The organism is Saccharopolyspora sp. NPDC049357 (assembly GCF_040677225.1).
In the GTDB taxonomy this organism is placed as follows: Bacteria; Actinomycetota; Actinomycetes; order Mycobacteriales; family Pseudonocardiaceae; genus Saccharopolyspora.
Genome location: NZ_JBFAQJ010000004.1, coordinates 158,185 through 176,237, shown reverse-complemented (window position 1 = coordinate 176,237; position 18,053 = coordinate 158,185). Strand labels below are relative to the sequence as shown.

Here is an 18,053-nt window from a genome sequence, read left to right as displayed (position 1 = left end):
AGGACGACTGACGGTTGGCACTCGGGAGTACCGCACTTCCGAGTACCAACCATGTGCACGTGTGTGCGGACCAGCGGGAAGGATGACGCGGTGCGCTTTTCAGCGCTGGGCGGCCCGGCGGCTCGATGATTGCCGAGCAGGGGAGGGTTGTGGGTCGGCGAGCTTGGTGATCATGTCTATTGAACAGTTGAGGTCGTGCATCGCGCGGTCATGGTCAGGGTTCGCGACGTACTGCAGGATCAGGCCGTCGACTGCGGCTACGGTCAGCCGGCCGAGGGTGTCGAAACCGATCTCGCAGCGTTCCCCTGCGGTCAGTGCTGCCTGCTCGCAGAACTCGGTGACGAGCGAGGTGTAGCGCTCGTACTGCAGTTGGGCCAACCCGCCCGGACCCTCTGCCCGCAGGGAGTAGGTGGTCAGCTCGTACTGCATGACCTGGAGGTTGATGTCGCTTTCGACCAGCTTGTTCCAGAAGCTGGTGCAGGCATGACGTAGGGCGTGCTCCATCCCCTTATCGAGCTCGACCTCGGCGCGCATGGCATCTGAGATGTCGCGGATGACGGCGGCGATGACAGAGCGAAGTAGTTGGTCCTTGCTCGGGAAGACGTAGTGCAGGGTGCCCAGCGGGACGCCGGCCTCTGCAGCGACTGCGCGGAGGGTCGTTCCCGGCACGCCCTCTCGGCTAAGGACTCGACTCGCGGCCTCGACGATCTGTTCCTCACGTTCCGCTGCCTTGACGTAGGCCATCGTGGCCCCCCTCGTTCGAGAACTTCCCCTGCCCAACTCTTGCTGGACAGGTTACGTGGCACTACCGTCAGTCGGACGACCGACCGATTTTTTGGGAGAGCAAGGTGACGGATCGTGATGTCATCATCGTGGGAGCCGGACTTGCGGGCCTGACAGCGGCAACGGCGCTGCATGCGGCGGGACGTGGTGTGACGGTACTGGAGGCCCGTGATCGCGTGGCCGGACGAAATTTCGGTGGCCGACTTTCCAATGGAACTCCGGTCGACATGGGCGGTCAGTGGATCGGCCCGACCCAGACCGAGGTGCTGAAGCTGGTCACAGATCTCGGTCTGGAGACCTATCGGACGCACGACGAGGGCGCGGCCGTCACACTCCACCGGGGCGTCCTGACGCGGCACACCGGGCGGGAGCTCGGCCTTTCGGAGGACGCGGCTTCCGAGGTCGTTCGCTTGCAGGTGGCGGCGGAGTCATTGGCCGAGAGGATCTCGCTGTCATCTCCCTGGCTGTCGCCGGAGGCGGAGGCGTTGGACCGCAGGACCCTCGACGAATGGCTGCGCGCCAACACCGAGAACGCCGAAGCCCTGGAATTCTGGGCCACGCAGGTTCCCGCGCTTTTCTCGGCGGAGGCGTCGGAGATGTCGCTGTTGCACTTCCTGTTCTACATCAAATCGGGCGGTATGCTGAGCACGCTCACGGGGACCACCGGTGGCGCTCAGGAGATGTGCGTCCGTGGCGGCGCCCACCAGATCTCCGAACGCCTGGCCGCCAGGCTCGCCGACGCCGTCCGCCTCAGCTGTCCGGTCCGGAAGATCTCACAAGTGGGGAACGAGGTCCGGGTCCATTTCGATGGCGGTCAGTTCTCCGCGCAACGTGTGATTGTTGCGATGCCACCGACGCTGGCCGGTCGACTCACCTACGAACCCGCGATACCCGGATCCAGAGACGCTCTCACTCAACAGATGCCGATGGGGTCGGTGATCAAAGTGCAGGTCGCCTATGAGACCGCCTTCTGGCGGAAGGCGGGGCTGAGTGGGTTGGCTTTCAACCTGGACGATGAAGTCAGTGTCACCCTGGACACCTCCCCGCCGGATGGGTCTTGCGGTGTGCTCGTCGCCTTCTTCGAAGGCGCCCATGCCCGCAGAGCCGTGCGCATGAGCCTCGAGGAGCGTCGTGCGGTTGTGGCGAGGAGTTTGGTGAAGCTCTTCGGGTCCGACGCTGCGTTTCCCTTCGACTACCTCGAGCAGAACTGGATGGACGAGGAGTACACGCGGGGCTGCTACGGGGGTCGTTTGGGTGCGGGCGTGTGGACGCAGTACGGTGCCGCACTCGCCGAACCCATTGGACGACTTCACTGGGCAGGTGCGGAGACCTCGGACGTGTGGAACGGCTACATGGACGGGGCCGTCCGTTCTGGTCATCGTGTGGCAGAAGAGGTTCTCGCGCAGCTCGAATGAGCCCGAGAATCGGGTGACGTGCCGGCGACGCATCGATCCTCACATGACCGGTCACAGGCTGGCTCCCGGATCTGCCTTCACGTGAACGATTCACCCGATGCAGTTGTAGGCCTGGGCGGGAGGTACCGCGGCCAGGTGGCAAAGACGACGAACGCGCCGTCGGAGGTCAGCATCCGCGGCCAAGAGCAATTTCAAGCGCGAAAGGCACAACGCATGCGGCGTGACATCTACAACGACGATCACGAGGACTTTCGGGAGTCCGTGCGCGAGTTTCTCAAGCGATCGGTGGTCCCCAATCTCGAGACGTACGCCGAGAATCGTTCCATTTCCCGGGAAGTCTGGTTAGCAGCGGGGGAGCAGGGGCTGCTCGGATTGGAAATTCCGGAGGAGCACGGTGGCGGCGAGGCCCGGGACTACCGGTTCAACGCTGTCGTCGGCGAGGAGCTCGCGAAGGTCAACGCAGCCTTGGTCAGCTGTTGGGGGATCCACGCTGACACCGTGGCGCCGTACATGGTCACGCTCACCAGCGATGAGCAGAAGAAGCGCTGGTTGCCGGGAATCGCCTCAGGCGAGATTCTTTGCGCGATCGGAATGACCGAACCCGGCGGCGGATCCGACCTCGCCGCGCTGAAGACGACGGCGACGCGCGACGGTGATGGGTGGGTCATCAATGGATCTAAAACCTTCATCACCAACGGTTACTCCGCAGACCTGGTGCTTCTGGCGGCTCGGACCTCCCCGGAGAAGGGAGCTCGTGGAATCACCCTCTTCGCCATCGAGATGAGCAAGGAGGGATGCTCTCGAGGCCGCAAGCTCGACAAGGTGGGACAGGACGAATCCGACACGGCCGAGCTGTTCTTCGAAGAAGTACGAGTCACCGATGCGGAGGTGGTCGGCGAGGTCGACAAGGGCTTCATCCACATGATGCAGAACCTGCCGCAGGAGCGGCTCGGAGCAGCCGTCGCCAATGTCTCCCATGCGAAGCAGATCCTGATCGAGACGCTTCAGTACGCCAAGGAGCGCAGGGCGTTCGGGCAGAACATCGGCGCGTTCCAGCACAACAAGTTCCTGCTCGCCGAACTGTTTACCCAGATCGAGGTAGCCGAGGCTTACGTCGACAAGTGCGTTCTTGCGCACAGCAGGGGCGAGCTGACGGCCATCGAGGCAGCCAAGGCGAAATGGTGGTCATCGCAAACCCAGTCCGAAGTGCTCGACCACTGCGTACAACTGCACGGGGGCTACGGCTTCATGAACGAGTACCGCGCGGCCCGGGCCTGGCGTGACGCTCGCGTCACGAAGATCTGGGCCGGTTCGAACGAGATCATGAAAGAGCTCATTGGTCGCGATCTGGGCCTTTGACCAAGTTCCGCGTTTCGAACACGCTCCAGTAACCCTGGACGAACCAGCGTCACTTCAGTCGGGGTTGATCTGAGCGCTCGCTTTCTCCTAGCAAATGTCTCGAGCCGGCCATGAACAACTGAAGAACCAGACTGACTTACCCGCATCGACCGACATCAACTGTTATGACCTCTGAACCTGCCCTCAAGGTTTCCAGACCCGCGCGACGAACTGCCGTCATCGCGAACCAGGAAAGAGAAGCAGATGTCGATGCCAGGCGAATCACCGAATGCACGGACCAATCCGCTCGGTCAGCACCCACATCTACCACGCGCACTCCGGACCGCCTCGATCATCTTCATGGTCGTCGCCGCCGTTGCGCCGCTGGGCGCTGCGTCGGTGGTTCTCCCCACCATCTTTGCGGCCAGTGAAAACCCGGTCTCGCCACTCTACATTGTCGGAGCAGGCGTGATCCTCTGCTTATTCGCAGTTGGGTTCACGCAGATGGGCCGCAACGTGCGCGATGCAGGTGCCTTCTATACCTACATCCAAGCAGGGCTAGGGCGCTTAGCGGGTGCTGCGGCGGCTACTCTCGCGCTGGCCTCATACGTTGCGCTGCTCGTTGCGATCTACGCGTACTTCGGCTTCTTCGCCGCCGTGTTGCTCGAAGGATATGCGGGCGTTTCGGCGCCGTGGTGGATCTTGTCGTTGATGTCAATCGCACTGGTTGGGGCTCTTGGGTATCGCGATGTCGATTTGAGCGCCAAGGTGCTCGGCGGTCTGCTCGTGCTGGAGATTCTCGTGATCGTGACCGTCGACGTGGCCATCATCGCCCGAGGGGGCGCGTCCGGTCTCTCAGCTGCACCCTTGGACGTCTCCCAGGCGTTCGACGGTGCACCCGGTCTCGGACTGATGTTCGCCTTCTTCGCCTTCGTGGGTTTCGAAGCTACGGCCGTGTTCCGCAGCGAGGCATTCGATCCGGACAGGACGATCCCGCGAGCCACCTATGGCGCGATCCTTCTCATCGTCCTCCTCCACGGAGTCACCAGTTGGGCGCAGGCAGTCGGAGTCGGCACCGATGAAGTCGTCGGTGAGGCAACGGCCAACACCGCCGGGTTCATGCTCAGCCTCTCGCACACCTACGTGGGGCAGGCGTTCCAGCACGTTTTCCAGGTGCTGCTTCTCACCAGCATGATTGCCTGCCTGTTGTCCTTCCACAACGTGGTGACCCGCTACCAGTTCAACCTGGCGCATGGTGGTCTGCTCCCTGATCGCCTCGGACGTGTCAACCCCAAGCATCACGCTCCGTCGAACTCCTCCACCGTCGTCACGGCGGTCTGCGTCGCGGTTCTCGGTTCGCTCGCCGTGCTGGGCCTGGATCCGGTCGCCGAGATCTACACCTGGCTGTCCGGGGCAGGGACCCTTGGCGTGATCATCCTTATGGCTCTGACCAGTCTGGCCGTCGTGGTCTATTTCCGCCGACGTGGCGACCGGGGGCCAGTGTGGAAGGTTGTGATCGCCCCTGTCCTGTCACTGGCGGGGTTGTCCTGCGTCGCTTACCTCGCCATCAACAACTTGCCCCTCCTGCTTGGAGGCCGAAGCGTCGGTGTCGTGGTCTGCGCTGCGATCACGGCATGCCTCGTGGTCGGTGCCGTGGTTTCAGCGATTCGCAGGAGCACGGATCGACCGGCGGTCGTCCCAGCCAGATCTGATTCCACGCCGCCGGCCTCCACGGGGCGCAATGACAGCTCTTCGCAACGCCGTCGGTCCGCCGATTAAGGGCGCGCTGCGGACGTTCTAGATCGCACCGAGCGCCCGGTGGTGCTCGCACTGGGGAGTGGCCTCGTGCCCGCCCGTCCTTCGGCAGAAAGTGCGGAGGGCGGTCACTGCGTCCCGGAGAGCGGTCTGTTGAGGCCGTCGTGGTTGAAGGCTCGCTCCAAGGCGAGGGTGATGGCTCCGGTGACGCCCGCTCGGTCGCTGAGTGTGCTGGTGGTGATGGTGAGTTTGCGGGTGAACAGGGGAGCGGCGCGGTCGTAGACGGCGGCTCGGACGCCGGAGAGCACTTCGTCGTTGAGCTGGGCGAGCAGTCCGCCGAGGACGAGGGTGCGGGGGTTGTGGACCTGGATGAGCAGGGCCGCGGCTTCGCCGAGGTGCGTTGCGGCGCGGCGGATTCGTCGCAGTGTGGTGGGGTCGCCGCTGGCGGTGAGCTCGGCCAGTTGCCGGGAGCCGTGTAGCGGGTCCTCGGTGAACGGGATGTCGAGGTCGTGGAGCACGGCGCGGTAGGAGGCGACCGAGCCGAGGCATCCGGTGTGCCCGCAGGCGCACACGACCTCGCTGTCGTGGGCGATGCGCAGGTGGTTGATGTCGCCGGCGGCTCCGTCGGCGCCGCGCAGCACGGTGCCCTCGGCTGTGACGACGCCGGAGCCGATGCCGGCGCCGACCTTGACGAACAGCAGCCGGTGGTGACTGTTGCTGCGTGTGTGACATGTCTGGTGCGTGTTGCGGGCGGATTGCGGTCGTGAGGTGGTCTTGGTGCTAGCACGACGCGGCTTGTGGCGCGACGGAGTTCGATGCTGATTGGGCTGGTGGCAGGAGCATCAGGTGGTGATCGGGTTGTTTCGTTTTCGGTGTTCGCAGCCGTTCACTCTTTGATTTCGGTTCGGTCGCTGGACCAGCGGGTGTGGAAGGTTCCGGGCGTGTCGACGCGGTTGTAGGTGTGGGCGCCGAAGAAGTCGCGTTGGCCTTGCACGAGCGCTGCGGGGAGGCGCTTGGCGGCGAGTGAGTCGTAGTAGCTCAGTGCGGCGCTGAATCCGGGGATCGGGACGCCGGAGAGGGCTGCGGTTGACACGATTCGGCGCCAGGCGGCTTCGCCGTCGGCGATGGCTTTGGCGAAGTAAGGGGCTTCGAGCAGGGTGGTGATGTCGGGGTTGTCGTCGTAGGCCTGGGCGATGTGGTTGAGGAACTGCGCGCGGATGATGCAGCCGCCGCGCCAGATCTTGGCGATCTGATCCTTGCGAATGTGCCAGCCGAACTGTTGTGCGCCGGCGACGATGGCGTCGAATCCCTGCGCGTAGGCAACCACTTTGGACGCGTAGAGCGCCTTGGCGACGTCATCGGCGAAGGAGGAATCGGCGTCCTGCACGTCGGGGCGTGAGGTGATGGTTCGTTGCACCGCCGCGCGTTGCGTGGATTTGCCGGAGACCGCGCGGGCGAACACGGCCTCGGCGATGCTTCCGACGGGGACGCCGAGGTCCAGGGCGTTCTGCACGGTCCAGACGCCGGTGCCCTTGGAGCCGGCTTGGTCGAGGACGATGTCGACGAACGCCTTGCCTGTGGTGGCGTCGACCTGGCGCAACACCTCGGCGGTGATCTCGATCAGGTAGGACTCGAGGGGGCTAGCGTTCCAGTCGGTGAAGACGTCGGCGATGGCCGCGGATTGGAGGCGGCCGACGGTGCGCAGCAGGTCATATGCTTCGGAGATCAGCTGCATGTCGGCGTACTCGATGCCGTTGTGGATCATCTTGACGAAGTGCCCGGCGCCGTCAGTGCCGACGTGGGTGACGCAGGGTTCGCCTTCGGCGACGGCTGCGATGGAGGCGAGGATCGGTCCGAGGGTTTCGTAGGATTCGGGTGAACCGCCAGGCATGATGGACGGGCCGCGTAGTGCGCCTTCCTCGCCGCCGGAGATTCCGGTACCGACGAAGTGGATTCCCGTGGGGGCGATGCGTTGTTCCCGGGCGATGGTGTCGTGGAAGTTCGCGTTGCCTCCGTCGACGATGATGTCTCCGGGCTCGAAGCGGTCGAGGAGCTGGTCGATTACCGCGTCCGTACCGGCGCCGGCCTGCACCATGATGATCGCGGTACGGGGCGTGGCCAGCGATGCGACGAACTCGTCGATCGTCTCGCTGGCGATGAAACCGGCCTCGGGATGCTCAGTGATGAGTTGTTGGGTGCGGGCGTAGGTGCGGTTGTGGATGGCGACGGTGTTGCCGTCGCGGGAGGCCAGGTTGCGCGCCAGGTTCGAGCCCATCACCGCCAGTCCGATGACTCCGATGTTGGCTATTGCTGTGCGGGTGTACATGTGGACCTTTCTCGTTCGGACAGCGCATGGAGTGCGTGGTGGACGACCACGTTCAGAGGGGCGTTGATGTCGATGGTGATACCCGGTTCGTGCTTGTCGAGGCTTTCGAGCGTGTCGAGTTGGCTCGTCAGCAGTGAGGACGGCATGAAGTGTGAGCGCCTGGCGTCCATGCGGGATTCGATGACGTCGCGGTCGCCGTGGAGGTGAAGGAACATTGCGCCGGGTGCGTGCATTCGGATGGCGTCGCGGTAGCTGCGCCGGAGCGCGGAGCAGGCGACGACGAGTCCGGTGGAGGTGTGCTCGCGTAGCGTGCGGCCGACCTCGCGCAGCCACGGCCACCGATCGAGGTCGGTGAGCGGTGTGCCGCTGGCCATCTTCGCCACGTTGGAGGGTGGGTGCAGATCGTCGCCGTCGATGAACCCGACGCCGAGTTGCTGGGCGAGCCGGGATCCGACGGTGCTTTTGCCGCATCCGCACACGCCCATCACGATCAACAGCGGTGGTGTGGAGTTGCGTCGTGTCATGCCTGGCCTGGGAAGGCGAGGAGGACTTTGGCCGACACCCCGGCATCGGCGGCGGTGGTGAACGCCTCCAGCGCTTCACCGACGGGGAAGCTGTGGGTGACGATGGGATCGATGGCCAGCGAACCGTCGGCGAGTGCGCCGATCACCGCGTCGATCTCGTCGTTGAACCGGAACGATCCGACCAGGTGGAGTTCGCGGGTGATGGCGAGCGAGACCGGGACGGGTTGGTCGCCGGTGGGCAGGAGACCGACCATGACCACCGTGCCGCCGCGGGTGGCGCCCTGGATCGCGGAGGACAGGCCTCGGTGGTTGCCGGAGGACTCGATCACCACGTCGGCGTCGACGGCGGCGATCGCTTCGGCGTCGGTCGCTTTCAGAGTGCGCGTTGCGCCGACGGCGGCAGCGATGTCGAGTGGTTTGTCGTGCAGGTCGACTGCCACGATCTCCGCAGCGCCGGCTCGCTTGGCCACGGCGATGACCAGAGCCCCGATCGGGCCGCTGCCGATCACCAGGACGCGCCTGCCGCCGAGATCGCCTGCCTGGGACACAGCGTGCCAAGCCACTCCGGCGGGTTCGGCCAGTGCCGCGGTGCGGAGGTCGAGGCCAGCCGGCAGTTCGCGGAGCATCGAGGCGGGCAGCACGACCTGGCCGGCGAAAGCACCCTCGGTGTGGGGAAAGCGTGCCGCGGAGCCGAGGTAGCGGACACCGGGGGAGAGGTTCGGGCGGTCTTTCGGGAACCGGACACTGGTGTGCTGGTGGGTGGCCGGGTGGACGGTGACCGGGGTGCCTTCGGCCGGTCCCGTCCCGTCGGCGGCGGCTCGTAGGACGGTGCCGGCGACCTCGTGGCCGAGGATCATGGGTGCGCGCAGGATCGACTCGCCCACGGCGCCGTGTTGCCAGTAGTGCAGGTCGGATCCGCAGATGCCGCCGTAGGCCACCGCGACGACGGCCTCGCTGGGCTCCGGTGACCGGACCTCGATCTCGTCGACCCGTAGGTCACCGGCTCGGTGGGCCACAACGGCAGTGGTGGTGGTGCTGGTTGTCACGTGCTCTCCTCGTTCTCACACGACGACGGTCATGCCGCCGTCGACGAAGATGACTTGTCCGTTGACGTAGTCGGATGCGTGGGAGGACAGCCACACGGCGGGCCCGAGCAGGTCGGCCACCGTGCCCCAGCGGCCGGCGGGGGTGCGGCCCAAGATCCAGGTGTTGAACGCCTCGTCGTCGACGAGTTTCTGCGTCATCTCCGTGTGGATGTATCCCGGCGCGATTCCGTTGATCTGGATTCCCGCGCCGGCCCATTCGGCTGTCATGGCCCGGGTGAGGTTGCGCAGCGCGCCCTTGGCCGCCGTGTAGGGGCCGATGGTCGGGCGGGCGAGGTCGGTTTGCACCGAGCAGATGTTGATGATCTTGCCCGCGCCGCGTGGCAGCATCCGTTGGGCGACGGTGCGGCCCGCCACGAAGGCGCCGGTGAGGTTGGTGTCGACCACGCGTTGCCAGTCGGTGAGACTGACCTCGGTGAGGGGTTCGCGGTGCTGGATTCCGGCGTTGTTCACCAGGACGTCGATCGGGCCCAGATCCGATTCGATCGAGTCGATGGCGTTGGCCACCGCGTTTTCGTCGACGATGTCGAAGGTCCGCGCCGCGACCCGGTCCTCACCGAATCGGTGGGCGAGTGCTGTGCGGGTGGCTTCGAGTCGGGTCGGATCGAGGCCGTTGAGCACGATCGTGGCTCCAGCCTCGGCGAGTCCTTCGGCGATGCTGAGCCCGATCCCGCGGCTGGAACCGGTGATGAGGGCGACCCGGCCGGTGAGGTCGAAAGCTGAGGTCATTGTGGTCTTCCTGATCAGTAGAACTCGAGGGTGTCCACGCGGTTGAGCATGTTTTTCCCATCGAGGAACCGGGTGGCGTTGGCGGCGAACAGCTCAGCGATGAGCCGCTCCTCGGCGGCGTTGAGCGCAGCGGTATGCGGGCTCACCAGCACGTCGTCTCGCTCCCAGAGCGGGCTGTCGGAAGGGAGTGGCTCGGTTTCGAAGACGTCGAGTGCGGCGAAGCCGATCTGCCCGGACTCGAGGGCCTCGGTCAGGGCGGCCTCGTCGATGACGGAGCCGCGGCCGACGTTGACGACGGTGGCACCCGGCCGCAGGGCGTCGAAGAACTCCTTGTCGAGCAGGTGCTCGGTGGCCGAGGTGCCGGGAAGGGTGTTGACCACGGCGTCCACCTTCGCGGCCAGGTCGAGCAGATGATCGGGGTGCACGACCTCGGCGACTCCGGCGACGTTGAGGTCTCTGCGACTGGTGCCGATGACCGTGGCGCCCAGGGCGTCGAGCTTGTGCGCGACGACCTGTCCGATGCCACCGAGGCCGAGCACGAGAACGGTCTGCTCGCTGACCTGCTGCATCATCCAGCGACCACTCCACTCGTGGTTGCGCTGCTGGCGGTGCAGACGGGGTAGGTGTTTGGCTCCCGCGAGCACGCCGAAGACAGCGAACTCGGCGAGCGGCTGGCCGTGCACGCCGGCTGAGGTGGTGAACATGACGCGGTTGAGCTCCGCGGAACTGAGCCCGGCCGCTTTGACCTGGCTGCCGCCGCCGGCGGCCATCGTGTGCACCCAGCCCAGCCGTGGGTTGGAGCGGACTGCTCGCGCCATGGCTACCGGGTCGAGGTCGGGGATGCCGTAGAGCGCGTCGGCGGAGTTGATGGCGGTGTCAAAGGCGCGTTGCTGTTCGGGCGTTCGACGCCAAGTGGGGTCGCCGGAGAAATCGGCGGGCCAGCGCATCGGGGGGAGCAGCGAGTGGTCGACGACGAGTTCGATGCGTGGTTCGAGCTCCACGATCCGGGCGCAGTTCGCTGCGGACACTGGCGCGGTGACGGCGACTCGGAGCCGCGGTCTGTCGTGGTTTCGCATCAGGCGATCTGACTCCGCAGCGCTTCGACCTCGGCGTCCAGACTGGCCTCGCGGGCGACGATGGCCTCGACACCGGCCAGGGCCTCTTCGGCGCGGTGCGGAGGGATGACGATGACGCCGTCGTCGTCGGCGGCGACGATGTCGCCAGGGTTGACCACCACGCCTCCGATGGCGACGGGTTCGCCGATCGTGCCGGGCCCGTTCTTGAACGGTCCCGCAGGGGTCAAGCCGCGTGCGAAGACGGGAACACCGAGTTTCTCGATGATCGCGCCGTCGCGCACGTAGCCGTCGACGATGGCGCCGACGGCCCCGAACACGGCGAAGCGTTGGGCGAGGTTGTCTCCGATGATCGCGCGACCGTCGTGGCCGAAGGCGTTGATCACGAGGATGTCGCCGGGGCGGATGTGCTCGAGCGCGTCGATGACGGCCTTGTTGTCGCCGGCCACGGTGAGCACCGGCAGCGCGGTACCGACGGCCTTGGCGCCGGCCCAGATCGGTGCGATGCCGCCGTCGGCGATGTTGAGCCGGTCGAGGGCGTCGCCGAGGTTGGCGACGGAGTGCTTGCGGAACTGTTCGAGCACGCCCTCGTCGACGCGTTCCCAGCCGGAGTTCGCGCGCACGTTGTCCTGGGTCATCGGTGTCCCCTCGGAATGAGGTTCCGCAAGAAATGCGAAACTATTCGCGTTTTAGTGAAGGTCAGTGTGCCCCCAACTGCGATGCAAGACAAGGCTGAGGTTCTGCAGCGGCTCGTGTGGCGCCGACGGGACGGCCATTTACGCAGGGAAGATGCTGCTCGGCGCGCAAGATTAACGACGAGGAAACCTCTCGGGGTTGACCGTCCCAAAGTGTGAACATATTCTCAACTGCGAGTTGAATCGCATTCCACCTCGTCAACCCACGAGGATCCCGAAGGGCGGCGGAACACCCCGTGACATGGGGACACCTGCCGATCGCGACCACCTTCAGCGCACGATTACCAGGGCACCGTTCCCGGAGTCCGCGATACCGAAAGTGAACTCATGACAACGTCAGATCGGCTTGACGCGACCTCGGTCGACGCCGTCGCCGCGGACCGCAGAGTCGTCCGCAGAGCTACCGTCGCGGGTGCGATCGGTTCCTTCGTCGAGTGGTACGACTACGGCATCTACGGCCTGCTCGTGACCTACCTCGCGGTCAACATCATGGGCAGCGCCGATGCAGGAGAGCTCTTCCTCACCAACGTCGGTTTCCTGGTCAGCTTCGTGGCCCGCCCCTTCGGTAGCATCATCTGCGGTTACCTTGGGGACAAGATCGGCCGCAAGTCCCTGCTGGCCACACTGCTGGTGCTGATCTCTGCCGCGACCGCCGCGATCGGCCTCATCCCCTCGGCCGAGGTCATCGGCATCGCCGCGCCCGTGCTGCTGCTCCTGCTGCGGGTGCTGCAGGGCTTCTCGGCCGGTGGCGAGGTCGCCGGTGCCATGTCGTTCGTCGGCGAGTACGCCGAGGACCGCCGGCGCAACTTCGCGATGAGCTTCATCGCCGTCGGCTCGTTCGTCGCGCTGATGTTCGGCAGTGCCTTCTCCGCCGTCCTGATCACCACGCTCGGCGACGACACCATGACGTCGTGGGCCTGGCGGATCCCGTTCCTGCTCGCCGTGCCCTTGGGCTACATCGGCTTCTACATCCGCCGCCGGTTGGAGGAGACGCCGCACTTCGTGGCGCTGCGCGAGCGGAACACCGTCGTGCGCAACCCGCTCAAGGAAGCGTTCACCTCCAAGCGGCACCTGAAGGCGATCGCGCTCACGATCTTCCTTCCCGCGGTCAACGGGCCGGGCTATTACCTGCTGTTCGTGTACATGCCGACCTACCTCAAGACTTCACTCGGCGAGTACAACTTCTCGATGTTGCAGGCGCTCACAGTCACCGCGTTCAGCTTGATCGCGATCGTGGTCTGCATCCCGCTGATGGCCAAGCTGTCGGACCGCATCGGCCGCAAACCGGTGCTCGCAATCTCCGCGGTCGCGACGGCAGTGGTCTCCTACCCGATGTTCCTGCTCATCACCACCGGCGAATTCGGCCTCGCCTGTCTGGGCACGATCGTGCTGGCGATCGCCTTCTCCGGGCACGCCGCGGTCGTGCACACCGTATTGGCCGAGATGTTCCCAACCACCGTGCGATACTCCGCCTACAGCATCGGGTTCAGCGTCTCGACGATCATCTTCGGCGGCAGCGCCCCACTCGTGATGACCACGCTCATCGAAGCGACCGGGTCCAAACTGATCCCGGCCTTCGCCTCGATCGCCACGGCCGTGATCACCTTGGCCGCCCTCGGCTTCGTGCGCGAGACCAAGGGTCAACCGCTGGCTTCCAGCTGAACTGAAACGAAATCCGGGAGACAACATGGCAATCAACTCGGTGGCCGTCGTCGCCGACCTCGGCGAAAGCTTCGGCAACTACACGATCGGTGACGACGGTGCCCTGCTCGGACTCGTGACCTCGTCGAACATTGCCTGCGGATTCCACGCCGGCGACCCGCGCGTGATGGACCGGACCGTGGCCGAATGCGTCGCCCGCGGCATCGAACTCGGCGCGCACCCGGGCTACCCGGATCTCGTCGGGTTCGGCCGTCGGCTCATCGAGGCCTCGGAAGAGGAGATCCGCACCGACGTGCTCTACCAGATCGGTGCGCTCGACGCCTTCGCGCGAGTGCACGGCGGCACCATCAGCCACGTGGCACCCCACGGTCGTATGGGCTCGATCGCGCAGACCGACGCCAAGCACGCCCGCGCGATCACCGACGCCGTTGCCGCCTACGACCCGAGCTACATCGTCATCTGCCAACGCGGTCTGCTCGCCGAGGAAGCCCGCAAGCGCGATCTCCAGGTGGGGTACGTGTTCCTCGCCGACCGCGGCTACGGCGATGACGGGATGCCTGTCCCGCGTTCGCACGAAGGTGGTCTGATCCACGATCCCGAGCTCATCGGCCAGCGCGCCGTGCAGGTCGTGCAAGAGGGAACCGTGCCCTCGGTCGACGGCAACGTGGTGCCGCTGGGCCACGATGCCGACGTGCTGCTCCTGCACGGCGATCACCCCACCGTGCTCGAGAACGGCACCGCGCTGCGCGCAGCCCTCGAGCGAGCGGGTATTCGCCCCACCGGCCTGCAGGACGTCCTGGCAGAGAAGGCGGAGGCGGCGCTCGCCAGCTGAGCGCCCGAGCGATCTCATGACCACTGAACACCCGGCCACCATCACCGTCGAACCGTTCGGAGACTCGGCGGTGATGGTGCGCATCCCCCATCCCGACCAGGCAGTTCGCCGGAGCGAGATCGTCGCATTCCGCGACCGATTTCTGGCCCGTCGACCACACGGCGTGCTCGACGCCGTGTCCGGCCTCGAGTCGCTGCTCATCGAGTTCGACCCGCTGGAAACCGCGCTCGAGCACGTCGCCTACGCGTCTCGGCTTCTCGCGGAACTCCCACCGGCCACCACCGCGGTGGAACCAGTCGCTGTTCGTGAGTTCGCGGTCCCCGTTGTCTTCGACGAAGATAACGGGCCCGATCTGGCCTCTGTCGCCGACGAAGTCGGCATGGCCCCCGTGGACGTGGTCGATGCGATCGCGGTAACGACCTTCACGATCTCGCTGCTGGGCGCGGCGATGGCCCCGATGATGGACGGACTCCGCCTACCGCAGCCCGTGCGCCGGCACGCCGAACCGCGCACCGACGTCGTGCCCGGCTCGATCATGATCGCCGGAAGCAACGCCATCATCCAGCCATTCCCCGGCCCGACCGGCTGGCGCGTGGTGGGCCGCACGCCGCACACGATCGTCGACATCTCCCGCCCGGAACCGATCTCGTTCTGCCCTGGCGATCTCGTTCGCTTCGTGCCTGCCACGAGGGAAGAAGCGGAGGGGCTGGATGGCAGTTTCCTGCTGCCCGTGGGGGTGCGGCCGTGACGAAGGTGTCTGTCGAAATCACCGGAACCGGATGGCTCACCACCTTCCAGGACCTCGGTCGCCGCGACAGCGAGCGGCTCGGTGTGCCCACTGGCGGTGCAGCCGACCAGCACTCCGCCGCAGTGGCGAACCTGCTCGCCGGCAACCCCCGCCACGCCACGCTCCTGGAGAACCTCGGGGGAGACCTGACGCTCATCCCCGAACGCGAGATCCTGATCGCCGTGACCGGAGCTCCAGCCCGGGTCACGGTGGGCGGCTCGCTCGTCGACAGCTGGTCGCCGATCGTCGTCCCCGCGGGCCTGGAGATTCGAGTCAGCGATGTGCAACTCGGCCTCCGGACCTACCTGGCCATCAACGGCGCGATCGCTGCGGAGACCTTCCTCAGCAGCGCGGCCCCAGACGCGCGGATGGGATTCAGCCAGGTCCTCACCCCGGGCGCTGGCCTCCTGGTCGAAACGGAGTTCCGCGGCTTCCGGCGCGCATCCCTGGGTGGGGCGTTGTTCCGGCTCCCTGTACCCGTCGCGCGGTTCGCGGAAGGTCCTTGGGAGATCGACGTCGTGGAGACCAGTGGGACGTGTGCGATCCCCGGGATCCGCGAGTTGATCGCGGAGTCGACCTACGTCGTCACCGGGCGGTCGAACCACGTCGGCCTGCGGCTCGACGGCCCGGTCCGTCACCCGGGCGATGACACCGAGATCGTGTCCCACGGGGTGCCCATCGGGGCGCTGGAGATCCCGCACGCGGACGAACTCATCGTGCTCGGCAGGTACCGGACCCTCACCGCCGGGTATCCGATCGTCGGTGTTGCCGCACGGTCGTGCCTGCCGTTGCTCGGTCAGGCCGGGCCCGGGCGAGAGCTGCGTTTCCGCTGGATCGAGCGGAGCAGCGCTGTCGAGCGGGCCGCGCAGCGCGAACGCGAGTTGCGGGCCCTCGAGAATGCGGTTGCCGAGGCGTTTGGCGCGCTCGGATTCCCGGGGCACTCGCGCAGCAGTAGTTGAGAAAGTATTCGCATTTGAGATAGTATTCTCGTATCATTGCCTTGCGGAGGTAGGAACGTGACGACGTTGGCCGGCAAGATCGCACTCATCACCGGGGCCGGTAGCGGCATGGGTCTCAAGACCGCTCAGCTGCTCGCCCGGGACGGCGCCACCGTCGTGCTGATCGGACGGCGACAAGAGGCGCTCGACAGCGTCGAGGACTCGATCCGAGCCGACGGGGGCATTGCGCACGCGATGCGCGCCGACATCACCGACGCCGACGACGTGACCCGTGTCCTCGATCGCGTGCGCACCGAGCTCGGGCCCGTCGACGTCCTGGTCAACAACGCGGGAAGCTCCTCATCGGTGCTCAACCCGCAGTGGCTGCCGCACGAGGAGTGGCGGCAGGTCCTCGAGGTGAACCTCACCGCCGTCTTCCAGCTCACCCAAGCCGTGCTGCCCGGCATGCTCGGCCGTAGCACCGGAACGATCGTCACGGTGTCCTCGCTGGCCGCCGTCAACCCAAACCTGCTCGGTGGCGCCGCCTACGGGGCGGCCAAGGCCGGTGTCCGCAACTTCATGACCTTCCTGCACAACACCTTCCGCAACCAGGGCCTGCGAGCGATCACCGTGCTGCCGGGCGAGGCGGACACCCCCATTCTCGACAACCGCGCCCGACCACCGGCTGAAGAGGAACGCGCCAGCATGGTGCAGCCCGAGGACGTCGCGGAAGCCATCCGCCTCGCCGTCACGCTGCCTCAGCGCGTCGTCCTCCAGGAGATGGTGGTCGCTCCCACCCGGCAGCGCGACACCTCGACGGACATCGAGATCAGCCGCGGGGTGGGTGCCCCCGCCGACGCCGCGACGCAAGCCTGAACCAATCCGACTCCAGGAGAACCCGCATGTCGCTCACCGCTGCCGCGCAGCTGTCCGAATTCGCTCCTGCCGATGCCGTTGCCCGCATCGCCGCGGCCTCGCGTCGCAAGCAGCAGCCGCAGTCGTCCGGTGACCTCGTGTCGCTCGCGATGGGCGAGCCGAACTTCGACACACCGGAGCAGGTGCTCGAAGCGGCCACCGAGTCGCTGCGCGCCGGCCGGACTCACTACTCGCCATTGCTCGGTGAAGCGGCACTGCGCGAAGCGCTCGCTGCGAAGCTCCACGACATCGCCGGAGCACCCATCTCAGCCGCCGACGTCCTGATCACCCACGGCGGCACCGCCGGTCTCGCCGCGTCCATTCTCGGCATCGTCAACCCCGGAGACAAGGTCGTCATCCCGGACCCGACCTACTCCCTCTACGCCGACCTGGTCAGCATGGCCGGGGGAGTGGTCGTCCCGGTCCCGCTCGCAGAAGACTTGCACTGGGACCTCGACCGGCTCGCCCACGCCCTCACCGACGCGAAGCTGTTCGTGTTCTGCAACCCGAGCAACCCGACCGGGATCGTGCACAGCCGTGCCGAACTCGACGCGCTCGCCGACCTGCTGGAGGGCACCTCGACGATCGTCATCTCCGACGAGGCCTACTCCGACCTGGACTACACCGGCGAGTCCTTCACCTCGGCGATCTCGATCGATGGCCTGCGCGAGCGCACGATTTACTGCCAGACGTTCTCCAAGAGCTACGCGATGACCGGATGGCGTGTGGGCTACCTCTGGGGGCCCTCGCCGTTGATCCAGGCCGCCGCCCGCATCCACAACACCTTCAACGGCTCGGTGAACACCTTCATCCAGGATGCCGCGTTGGTCGCCGTGCACACCGGCGCGGACGACATCGCCAGGATGCGCACCGCCTACGGGCGCCGCGGCGAGATCATGCGCAGCGAGCTGGCCGCGATTCCGGGATTGACCCTGAGCAGCCCGGAGGGAGCGTTCTACCAGTTCCCGCGCTACGACCTCGACATTCCCTCGGCGGAACTGGTTGCGAAGCTGCGCGAGTTCGGCGTGGCGGTGCGTCCGGGAGGGGAGTTCGGTGCTCACGGCGAGCACCACCTGCGCCTGTCGTACGCCGCGAGCGAAGAAGCCATCCGCACCGGCGTCGCCCGCCTTGGCGAGGGGTTGGCCGAGCTGAGCAAATCCGGTCAGTGAGCGCGACAC

Annotated in this window: 16 protein-coding genes and 1 pseudogene; 9 read left to right on the top strand and 8 right to left on the bottom strand. The window is 66.1% G+C overall.

The window, feature by feature from the left end; genetic code table 11:
- Window positions 1–99 precede the first annotated feature (99 nt).
- Entirely contained in the window at window positions 100–744 is a 645-nt protein-coding gene (locus AB0J91_RS05420) for a TetR/AcrR family transcriptional regulator (protein WP_363864388.1), read from the bottom strand.
- Window positions 745–848: 104 nt separating this feature from the next.
- Here AB0J91_RS05420 and AB0J91_RS05415 point away from each other — a divergent pair, with 104 nt between their 5' ends.
- The 3 genes from AB0J91_RS05415 (at window position 849) to AB0J91_RS05405 (ending at window position 5,315) form a co-directional block, all read left to right on the top strand.
- Entirely contained in the window at window positions 849–2,198 is a 1,350-nt protein-coding gene (locus AB0J91_RS05415) for an FAD-dependent oxidoreductase (protein WP_363864386.1), read from the top strand.
- Between the two features lie 135 nt (window positions 2,199–2,333).
- Entirely contained in the window at window positions 2,334–3,557 is a 1,224-nt protein-coding gene (locus AB0J91_RS05410) for an acyl-CoA dehydrogenase family protein (protein WP_363864384.1), read from the top strand.
- Window positions 3,558–3,800: 243 nt separating this feature from the next.
- Complete coding sequence (locus AB0J91_RS05405) at window positions 3,801–5,315, top strand: APC family permease (RefSeq protein WP_363864382.1); 1,515 nt, start codon at window positions 3,801–3,803, stop codon at window positions 5,313–5,315.
- 104 nt (window positions 5,316–5,419) lie between these two features.
- Here AB0J91_RS05405 and AB0J91_RS05400 read toward each other — a convergent pair.
- The 7 genes and pseudogenes from AB0J91_RS05400 to AB0J91_RS05370 form a co-directional block, all read right to left on the bottom strand.
- A pseudogene (locus AB0J91_RS05400) lies at window positions 5,420–6,004 on the bottom strand (ROK family protein); the annotation flags it as partial.
- Window positions 6,005–6,177: 173 nt separating this feature from the next.
- A complete protein-coding gene (gene gndA / locus AB0J91_RS05395; RefSeq protein ID WP_363864380.1) occupies window positions 6,178–7,617 on the bottom strand; it encodes an NADP-dependent phosphogluconate dehydrogenase in 1,440 nt (479 codons plus the stop codon).
- On the bottom strand, window positions 7,596–8,102 hold the full coding sequence (locus AB0J91_RS05390; RefSeq protein WP_363864536.1) for a gluconokinase: 507 nt from the start codon (window positions 8,100–8,102) through the stop codon (window positions 7,596–7,598). The genes gndA and AB0J91_RS05390 overlap by 22 nt, the downstream gene beginning before the upstream one ends.
- Window positions 8,103–8,137: 35 nt before the next feature.
- Window positions 8,138–9,187 (bottom strand): L-idonate 5-dehydrogenase, encoded by a 1,050-nt coding sequence (locus AB0J91_RS05385; RefSeq protein WP_363864378.1) that lies wholly within the window; start codon window positions 9,185–9,187, stop codon window positions 8,138–8,140.
- A gap of 15 nt (window positions 9,188–9,202) precedes the next feature.
- A complete protein-coding gene (locus tag AB0J91_RS05380) occupies window positions 9,203–9,973 on the bottom strand; it encodes an SDR family oxidoreductase (protein ID WP_363864376.1) in 771 nt (256 codons plus the stop codon).
- A 14-nt stretch (window positions 9,974–9,987) separates the two neighbouring features.
- Entirely contained in the window at window positions 9,988–11,001 is a 1,014-nt protein-coding gene (locus AB0J91_RS05375; protein WP_363864374.1) for a D-2-hydroxyacid dehydrogenase, read from the bottom strand.
- A 47-nt stretch (window positions 11,002–11,048) separates the two neighbouring features.
- Window positions 11,049–11,684 (bottom strand): RraA family protein, encoded by a 636-nt coding sequence (locus AB0J91_RS05370; protein WP_363864372.1) that lies wholly within the window; start codon window positions 11,682–11,684, stop codon window positions 11,049–11,051.
- A 384-nt stretch (window positions 11,685–12,068) separates the two neighbouring features.
- Between AB0J91_RS05370 and AB0J91_RS05365 the strand changes: the two genes are divergently transcribed.
- The 6 genes from AB0J91_RS05365 to AB0J91_RS05340 are packed head-to-tail and all read left to right on the top strand — an operon-like array spanning window position 12,069 to window position 18,044.
- Window positions 12,069–13,403 carry an MFS transporter gene (locus AB0J91_RS05365; RefSeq protein WP_363864370.1) on the top strand — a complete coding sequence of 445 codons (1,335 nt, stop codon included), beginning with the start codon at window positions 12,069–12,071 and terminating at the stop codon, window positions 13,401–13,403.
- A 25-nt stretch (window positions 13,404–13,428) separates the two neighbouring features.
- Window positions 13,429–14,235, top strand: coding sequence for a 5-oxoprolinase subunit PxpA (locus AB0J91_RS05360; RefSeq protein WP_363864368.1), 807 nt, complete (start codon window positions 13,429–13,431; stop codon window positions 14,233–14,235).
- Between the two features lie 16 nt (window positions 14,236–14,251).
- Complete coding sequence (locus AB0J91_RS05355; protein WP_363864366.1) at window positions 14,252–14,983, top strand: carboxyltransferase domain-containing protein; 732 nt, start codon at window positions 14,252–14,254, stop codon at window positions 14,981–14,983.
- Entirely contained in the window at window positions 14,980–15,981 is a 1,002-nt protein-coding gene (locus tag AB0J91_RS05350) for an allophanate hydrolase (RefSeq protein ID WP_363864364.1), read from the top strand. Before AB0J91_RS05355 ends, AB0J91_RS05350 begins: the two co-directional genes overlap by 4 nt.
- 57 nt (window positions 15,982–16,038) lie before the next feature.
- Window positions 16,039–16,836: an SDR family oxidoreductase gene (locus AB0J91_RS05345; RefSeq protein ID WP_363864362.1), complete on the top strand. Its 798-nt coding sequence runs from the start codon at window positions 16,039–16,041 to the stop codon at window positions 16,834–16,836.
- Between the two features lie 26 nt (window positions 16,837–16,862).
- On the top strand, window positions 16,863–18,044 hold the full coding sequence (locus AB0J91_RS05340) for an aminotransferase class I/II-fold pyridoxal phosphate-dependent enzyme (protein ID WP_363864360.1): 1,182 nt from the start codon (window positions 16,863–16,865) through the stop codon (window positions 18,042–18,044).
- The last annotated feature ends 9 nt before the right edge of the window (window positions 18,045–18,053 follow it).